This window comes from Blastomonas sp. CCH1-A6 (assembly GCF_001556365.1).
In the GTDB taxonomy this organism is placed as follows: Bacteria; Pseudomonadota; Alphaproteobacteria; order Sphingomonadales; family Sphingomonadaceae; genus Blastomonas; species Blastomonas ursincola.
Genome location: NZ_LSIS01000204.1, coordinates 1 through 7992, shown reverse-complemented (window position 1 = coordinate 7992; position 7992 = coordinate 1). Strand labels below are relative to the sequence as shown.

Genomic DNA, 7992 nt, shown 5'->3' with positions numbered 1-7992 from the left:
TCGGCGGTCGGCTCGAGGGACCGTTGCGTTCGGATTATGCCGGCTATGCTGGCGATATTGCATCAGCCGGACGACACCTGCTGGCGCTGATCGACGATCTGGCGGATCTGGAAGCGATCGAAGCCAGCGGATTCAGCGCTGCGAGCGAACCGGTCGATCTTGCCGATCTCGCCCGGCGCGCAGCGGGGCTTCTCGCGCTCAAGGCCGCCGACCGCTCGATCCGGATCGACAAGCCTGCCGAAGACGAGAGCCTGGCTGCGACCGGCGAGTTCCGGCGTGTGCTTCAGGTCCTGCTCAATCTGCTAGGCAATGCCATCAATTACGCGCCCGATGGATCGATGATCTGGCTGCGGCTCGACGAGGGCCCGGATTGGGCCAGCGTGACCGTTGCCGATCAGGGACCCGGGCTTTCGGAAGAGGATCAGCAGCGGCTGTTCAACAAATGGGAGCGGCTCGGCCGCAGCGGCGACGGCGGCAGTGGCCTCGGCCTGTACATCTCGCGGCGGCTAGCGCTCGCGATGCAGGGCGATCTGACAGTGGAAAGCGCGCCCGGGCAGGGGGCGCGCTTTACCCTGGTGTTACCGAAGATCTAGGGCGCGCGACACGAGCCGCACCCCGGTTCATTTGGGCATAACGGGCGCCTGTGCACAGCGCTTGCGGTCGCCAGCGTTGCAGGCGGCAACATCGGCTTCCCACTGCGCGTAGATGGCGTCGTAAAGCTTCTTCACCTCGGCATATTCGGACTCGGCCCGCGCGCGCGAATCGACCGTGTTCTCGTAAAGCTTCATCTGGTTTTCATAGCTGGAGCGACGCGCCTCATAGTTTGCGAGATTGGCGGCATTCTGCGCGAGCTGTGCATTCGACGCTTGCACCTGGGCAGCATTGGCCGCTTCGCGCTCGGCCTGTTCCTCGGGCGTGCTCGGATTGCGGGTGACGGGCGACGGTTCCATCGATCCGTTATCGGGCTCAGCCGCGGCGGGGGCACTGGCCTGCTGTGCGAAAGCGGGCATGGCGAGCGCCGAAGCAGTCAAAGCGATGGCCAGCGAGGCGCGGCTGAACGGGCGAAAAGTCATCATCATATTCCCTCAAGACAAAGTTGATCTCGATTAACACGGCTACGATCATCGCTCAAAGCGGTTCCATTCGTCGCATGTCGCGCCCTTGCAGCGTGCGTCCCGCAGCACCATGTTTCGCTCGCGACCCGGCTCAAGCGCCGCACCGTGCTTTCTCCCGCTTGCCAGCGGAACATCAATAGAACATAAGGCCGTTCATGCTCACTCACATCTCTGTGCGCGGCGCGCGCGAACACAATCTCAAGGGCGTCGACATCGATCTCCCGCGCGATCAGCTGATCGTGATCACCGGGCTTTCGGGCAGCGGCAAGTCGAGCCTGGCGTTCGACACCATCTATGCCGAGGGCCAGCGGCGCTATGTCGAATCGCTCTCGGCCTATGCGCGCCAGTTCCTCGAAATGATGCAGAAGCCCGATGTAGAGCATATTGACGGCCTGAGCCCCGCGATCAGCATCGAGCAGAAGACGACCAGTCGCAATCCACGCTCGACCGTCGCGACGGTCACCGAGATCTACGATTACATGCGCCTGCTCTGGGCGCGCGTCGGCGTGCCCTATTCACCCGCGACCGGCCTGCCGATCACCGCGCAAACCGTCAGCATGATGGTCGACCGGGTGATGGCGCTGCCCGAGGGCACGCGTTTCTATCTGCTCGCGCCTGTGGTCCGCGGCCGCAAGGGCGAGTATCGCAAGGAACTGGCCGAATGGCAGAAGGCGGGCTTCACCCGCGTGCGCATTGACGGCGAGATGTACGAGATCGACGCGGCGCCCGCGCTCGACAAGAAGTACAAGCATGACATCGAGGTCGTGGTCGACCGCATGGCGGTGCGTGAGGGCATCGAGACGCGGCTGGCGGACAGCTTCGAGACCGCGCTCAAGCTCGCCGATGGCCTGGCCTATGTCGATCTCGCGGATGGTACGGTGGCAGCGCTTGGCGGACCGTCGGCGGTCGCCGCAGGCGATGCTGCGGCAGCAACGGACGAGAAGCCCAAGAAGGGAATGAAGAACGCGGGCATCCCCGACAACCGCATCATCTTTTCCGAACGTTTCGCCTGCCCGGTATCCGGCTTCACCATCGAGGCGATCGAGCCGCGGCTGTTTTCGTTCAACGCGCCGCAGGGCGCCTGCCCTGCCTGCGATGGCCTGGGCGAGAAGATGTATTTCGACCCGCAGCTGGTCGTGCCCAACGAGGAGCTGAGCCTCAAGAAGGGCGCGATCGTGCCCTGGGCCAAGTCGAACCCGCCTTCGCCCTATTACATGCAGGTGCTCGCCAGCCTGGCGCGCGAATTCGGCTTCTCGCTCGACACGCCCTGGCAGGACCTGCCCGGCGAGGCACGGCTGATCATCCTGCACGGCACGGCGGGCAAGCCGGTAACCTTGCGTTTCCAGGACGGGCGCAAGAGCTATGAGGTCAAGAAGCCGTTCGAGGGCGTGATCGGCAATCTCAACCGCCGCATGCTGCAGACAGACAGCGCGTGGATGCGCGAGGAGCTGAGCAAGTATCAGACCGCGCAGCCCTGCGAAGTCTGTGACGGGGCGCGCCTCAAGCCCGAAGCGCTTTCGGTCAAGGTGGCGGGCGAGGACATCTCGATCTCGACCCGCCGCTCGGTCGCCGATGCGCTGCATTTCTTCGAGACGCTGAACGAGAAGCTGGGACCGCAGCAGCAGCAGATTGCCAAGGCGATCCTCAAGGAAATCATCGAGCGCCTGGGCTTCCTCAACAATGTCGGACTCGATTATCTGAATCTCGACCGCACCTCGGGCACCTTATCCGGCGGAGAGTCGCAGCGAATCCGACTCGCCAGCCAGATCGGCAGCGGTCTTTCGGGCGTGCTCTATGTGCTCGACGAACCAAGCATCGGCCTGCACCAGAAGGACAATGACCGGCTGCTGGTGACATTGAAGCGCCTGCGCGATCTGGGCAATACCGTGATTGTCGTCGAGCATGACGAGGATGCGATCCGCACGGCCGATTATATCGTCGATCTCGGCCCCGGCGCGGGCGTGCATGGCGGCGAGGTGGTTGCCAAGGGCACCTTGCCCGAATTGCTCAAGGCGAAGGACTCGCTGACCGCGCAGTACCTTACCGGCGAGCGGCGGATCGAGGTGCCGAAGAAGCGCCGCAAGGGTAATGGCAAGAAGCTGACCGTGCACAATGCCCGCGCCAACAACCTCACCGGCGTCACGGCGTCGATCCCGCTCGGCACCTTCACCTGCATCACCGGGGTATCGGGATCGGGCAAGTCCAGTTTCACCATCGATACGCTGTTCGCGGGAGCCGCGCGGGCGCTGAATGGCGCACGGATCATCGCGGGGCCGCATGACAAGATCACCGGGCTCGAACATTGCGACAAGGTGATCGACATCGATCAGTCGCCGATCGGTCGCACCCCGCGATCGAACCCCGCGACCTATACCGGTGCGTTCACCAACATCCGCGACTGGTTTGCCGGGCTGCCCGAAAGCCTGGCGCGCGGCTACAAGCCGGGCCGGTTCAGCTTCAACGTCAAGGGCGGTCGCTGCGAGAAATGCCAGGGCGATGGCGTCATCAAGATCGAGATGCACTTCCTGCCCGATGTGTATGTCACCTGCGAGGAATGCGGCGGAAAGCGCTATAATCGCGAAACTTTGGAGGTGAAGTTCAAGGGCCATAGCATCGCCGACGTGCTCGACATGACGGTCGAGGATGCGGTTGAGTTCTTCAAGGCTGTCCCGCCGATCCGCGACAAGATGGCGATGCTGTGGGAAGTGGGCCTCGGCTATGTCAAGGTCGGCCAGCAGGCCACCACCCTCTCCGGTGGCGAGGCGCAGCGCGTCAAGCTCGCCAAGGAACTGTCGCGCCGCTCGACCGGGCAGACGCTGTACATTCTCGACGAACCTACCACCGGGCTGCATTTCGAGGACGTGCGCAAGCTGCTCGAGGTGCTGCATCGCCTCGTTGAACAGGGCAACAGCGTGGTCGTGATCGAACACAATCTCGACGTCATCAAGACCGCAGACTGGATCATCGACATGGGCCCTGAAGGCGGGGTCAAGGGCGGTCAGGTTGTTGCCGAAGGCACCCCCGAACAGGTCGCCAAGGTCGCAGGCAGCTATACCGGCCAGTATCTGGCTCCGCTGCTCAAGCGATAGGCGTCCGCGCGCCGAGCCCGCGGCGCGGGTTCGGCCGCAATCGGGCTGCTCTTGGCAGTTTGCACATGTTCGCAATCTGGTGCTGGGTCATGCTTGTGAATGGCCCAGCCTTCCGCCATGATAAATTCCGCCATAACATGGATCAATCGGCCCGGATAACCGTTCGACCAGCGGCAGGTTAATCTATATCATGGAAAACTGCGTTCGGGGGGAAGCTTCCCGATAGAAAAAACCAATTGCTCCGGTAAACCGCTTTCGAATGGGCTTATCGGCGAGGTCGCCTATTTCGTGCGCTGGCGACCTTGGAATAACGGGCAGGCAAAAATGGCATCATCTTCCGAACACCATATCATGGGCGCGCGCGAGGCTATCCGCTGGATGTTCAGCCTCTTGAAGGGCGAGCGTAGCTTCCTTGCGCTGGCGCTGGTCTATGGTGTCGCGATCTCCGTGCTGTCGCTGGCAACGCCAATTTCGGTGCAGATGCTGATCAATTCGGTCGCGAACACCGCGCTGGTGACACCGTTGGTGACCCTGGCCGGTACGCTGCTAGGGCTGCTGCTGATCGCGGTGCTGCTGTCTGCGCTGCGCATCTACACCATGGAGCTGTTTGCGCGGCGTTTCTATTCGCGCCAGGTTGCGGAGATCACCATCCGTTCGATCCATGCCCGCAATCCGTTCTTCGAAGACAGCAAACGGCAGGACCTGTTCAACCGCTATTTTGACGTCAATACGGTGCAGAAGGCGGTGCCCAGCCTGTTGATCGGCGGGTTCACCATCATCCTGCAATCGGCGGTTGGCTTTGCCGTGACCGCTTTCTATCACCCGTTCTTCCTGGCCTTCAACCTGATCGTCATCGCGCTCGCCGTGCTGATCCTGCTGGTCTGGACGCGCGGCGCGATCCGATCGGGCATCGCACTGAGCCACGCCAAATATGATGCTGCGAAATGGCTGGAAAATGTCGGCGCATCGAACGGCTTCTACAAGTCGGGCCGCCATGTCGATTACGCGCTCGACGGATCGGAAGAGGTGACCGCTGCCTATATCGCGGCCAAGGCCAAGCACTTCCGGTATTCGATATCGCAGACCGTCGCCTTTCTGCTGCTTTACGCGCTGGCCAGCTCGGGCCTTCTCGCACTGGGTGGCTGGCTCGTGATTCAGGGTGAACTGTCGATCGGCCAGCTGGTCGCTGCCGAACTCATACTCTCGGCGGCATTTTACGGACTCGGGCAGGTTGGCGTCTATCTCGACACCACCTATGACCTGATTGCCGCTGCCGAGGAAATCGGCCTCATTTATCAGATCGAGCAAGAAGAGGAGGCTCGCGAGGGCCAGGACGCCATCGGCGGAAGCGATCTCATTCTGCGCCGTGTGTCACACAGTTCGACCGCGCCCGGCATCACGCTGGACATCACCATCCCCGCCGGAACGCAACTGATTGCCCAAGCGCAGAATCACGGCATCCAGCGGCTTTTCACCCATGCAATGAAGCGATATCTGACACCCGAGACGGGCGTGGTCACGCTGGGCGGACAGGATATTGCCATGGTCGACATGTTCCGGCTGCGCAGCGAGATCATCGTGCTCGATCGCCCGACCATCGTCCAGGCGAGCATCCGCGATTATCTGCGCCTGGCCGGTCCCGACACGACCTCGGGCGATGTGCTCAAGGCGCTGGCGCTGGTCCGGCTGGAAGATCGGGTGATGCGCCTGCCCGAGGGTCTCGATACCCAGTTGTCGACCAGCGGCTGGCCGCTTTCCTATGCCGAGGCGCTGCGGCTGAAGCTGGCAGGCGCGATGCTGAAATGTCCGCGCCTGCTCATTCTGACCGGGCTTTTCGACATGATCGATCCTGCCATCCTCGCTGATGTGCGCAAGGTGATGCGCGAAGAGGGCTCGACTGTCGTTCAGTTCAGTTATCGTCCCGCGCCTACCGAAGGATGCCGCTATCTGTGGCTTGGCGATGACGGACAGAGGATCATAGACGACCCCGCAGAGTTCCTGCAGATCGTAGACAGCAAGGCGGAGGAGGCAGCCCATGGCAACGCGTGATCGCGCCCTTGTCCGCTTCCGCACGCTCGCGGCCCAGCGTGCACCCCGTCCCCTGCGCGCCATTGCGCTGATGGTGGTCATCACGCTCGTGGCAGCAGCGCTGTTCATGATCTACGTGCCCTGGATCCAGACCGCCTATGGCGCGGGCCAGGTGATCGCGCTCAACCCGCAGGACCGTGTGCAGAACGTGACCGCACTGGTCTCCGGCCGCATCGAGCGCTGGTATGTCGAGGATGGCGCTGTCGTGCGCGAAGGCGACCCGATCGTCCAGATTTCCGACAACGATCCGATGCTGCTCGAGCGCCTGCGTGTCGAGCGCAGCTTGGCCGAGGCCAAGGCTGCCGCGGCTGCCTCCGCGCTCAGCACCGCACGCAACGATGTCGGCCGAACCGGCACCCTGTTTTCCGAGGGCCTGGCATCGCGGCGCGAGAACGAACTGGCGCGCATCAAGGTGGCTGAGATGGAGGCCAAGCTCGCCGAGGCGCGCGCGGCCATTACCCAGATCGACATCAATCTCGCGCGCCAGTCGCTTCAGCTCGTCCGCGCGCCGCGCAATGGTGTGATCCAGCGGATCAGCGGCGGGGACAAGGCGACCATGGTCTCGCAGGGCGATGTTCTGGCGACCTTTGCGCCCACCGAAGCCAAGCGCGTGGTCGAAATCTATGTCGATGGCCGCGATGCGCCGCTGATCCGGAAGGGCCAGCAGGTGCGGCTCGAGTTCGAAGGCTGGCCCGCAATCCAGTTTTCCGGCTGGCCCTCGGTCGCGCGCGGCCTGTTCGATGGTGAGGTGCAGCAGGTCGACCTTGCCGCCTCGCAGAACGGGCTGTTCCGCGTGCTTGTCCGCGAAGCGCCGGGCAAGGCCCGCTGGCCGGGTGAACCCTATGTCCGCCTCGGCGCGAATGTGCGTGGCTGGGTGGCGATGGAGCAGGTCTCGGTCGGCTTCGAACTGTGGCGCCAGCTCAACGACTTCCCGCTGCAGAACCCGGCGCTCACCGAGCAGGGCAATAGTGGCATGACGCAGACCGGAGGCAAGGTATCGTCGTCCTCGTCGTCCTCGTCGTCGGGCTCCTCGAGCAGCTCGTCGGGGAAGAAGTGATGCGCAAGGCATGGATGCTGGCCGGGCTGGCCGTTTCGGCCTTGCTCGCTGTTCCGGTCGGGGCGCAGCCGCTCCCTGCCCCGGTCAGCGCGCCCGATCAGGTGCCCTCCTCACGCGGATTGCAGCTGTCCGAGGTGCTGGCGTCGTCACGCCGCTTTGCGCCGAGCATCCTCGAGGCGCTGGCCAATACGCGCGCGGCGGACGGACGGGTGCTGGCGAGCGAAGGCGCATTCGACCTGCTGTTCAGCGGCGAAGGCTTTTCACGCATCGCGGGCTTTTACGATGGCACCTATGTGCAGGGAAAGGCGATCCAGCCGCTCACCAACAATGGTGGCCAGCTGGAGGCGAGCTACCGTGTCTCGCGCGGCGATTTTCCGGTCTATGAGGATTACAGCTTCACCGACCGGCTCGGCGAGCTCAAGGTCCGCGGCGTTTTTGCGCTGCTGCGCGACCGCTATATCGACGATCGCCGCTTCGGCCAGCGCAACGCGCTGATCGAGCGCGACATTGCCGGGCTCGACGCGCTGATCATCGCCATTGGCGTGCAGCAGCGGGCGATCCAGGCCTATGGCCAATGGGTGGCGGCGGGCCAGCAGGTCCGCGTCTATCGTTCGCTGGTCGGCCTGGCGCAGGACCGGCAGGA

At 63.4% G+C, this 7992-nt stretch carries 5 protein-coding genes and 1 pseudogene; 5 read left to right on the top strand and 1 reads right to left on the bottom strand.

What is annotated here, in order from left to right; all coding sequences use genetic code 11:
• Nucleotides 1-593 (top strand): sensor histidine kinase (locus AX735_RS09050; protein WP_202189541.1); only part of this gene is annotated, 593 nt, incomplete at its 5' end.
• A gap of 27 nt (nucleotides 594-620) precedes the next feature.
• On the opposite strand, the gene AX735_RS09045 is transcribed toward AX735_RS09050, so the two are convergent.
• Nucleotides 621-1073: a hypothetical protein gene (locus AX735_RS09045; protein WP_137775392.1), complete on the bottom strand. Its 453-nt coding sequence runs from the start codon at nucleotides 1071-1073 to the stop codon at nucleotides 621-623.
• A gap of 197 nt (nucleotides 1074-1270) precedes the next feature.
• Between AX735_RS09045 and uvrA the strand changes: the two genes are divergently transcribed.
• The 4 genes and pseudogenes from uvrA to AX735_RS09025 form a co-directional block, all read left to right on the top strand.
• The gene (gene uvrA / locus AX735_RS09040; protein WP_066278833.1) at nucleotides 1271-4204 is read left to right on the top strand and encodes an excinuclease ABC subunit UvrA; all 2934 of its coding nucleotides are present in this window, start codon (nucleotides 1271-1273) and stop codon (nucleotides 4202-4204) included.
• A gap of 324 nt (nucleotides 4205-4528) precedes the next feature.
• A complete protein-coding gene (locus AX735_RS09035; protein ID WP_231750073.1) occupies nucleotides 4529-6253 on the top strand; it encodes an ABC transporter transmembrane domain-containing protein in 1725 nt (574 codons plus the stop codon).
• A complete protein-coding gene (locus tag AX735_RS09030) occupies nucleotides 6240-7349 on the top strand; it encodes an efflux RND transporter periplasmic adaptor subunit (RefSeq protein ID WP_066278826.1) in 1110 nt (369 codons plus the stop codon). Before AX735_RS09035 ends, AX735_RS09030 begins: the two co-directional genes overlap by 14 nt.
• Nucleotides 7349-7992: pseudogene (locus AX735_RS09025) on the top strand (TolC family protein); the annotation flags it as partial. The gene AX735_RS09030 and the pseudogene AX735_RS09025, both read left to right, overlap by 1 nt.

What these genes read in the sequence shown, in the direction of transcription:
- AX735_RS09045 (WP_137775392.1), bottom strand. Translation starts at nt 1,073, where the DNA reads ATGACTTTTCGCCCGTTCAGCCGCGCCTCGCTGGCCATCGCTTTGACT.
- uvrA (WP_066278833.1), top strand. Translation starts at nt 1,271, where the DNA reads ATGCTCACTCACATCTCTGTGCGCGGCGCGCGCGAACACAATCTCAAG.
- AX735_RS09035 (WP_231750073.1), top strand. Translation starts at nt 4,529, where the DNA reads ATGGCATCATCTTCCGAACACCATATCATGGGCGCGCGCGAGGCTATC.
- AX735_RS09030 (WP_066278826.1), top strand. Translation starts at nt 6,240, where the DNA reads ATGGCAACGCGTGATCGCGCCCTTGTCCGCTTCCGCACGCTCGCGGCC.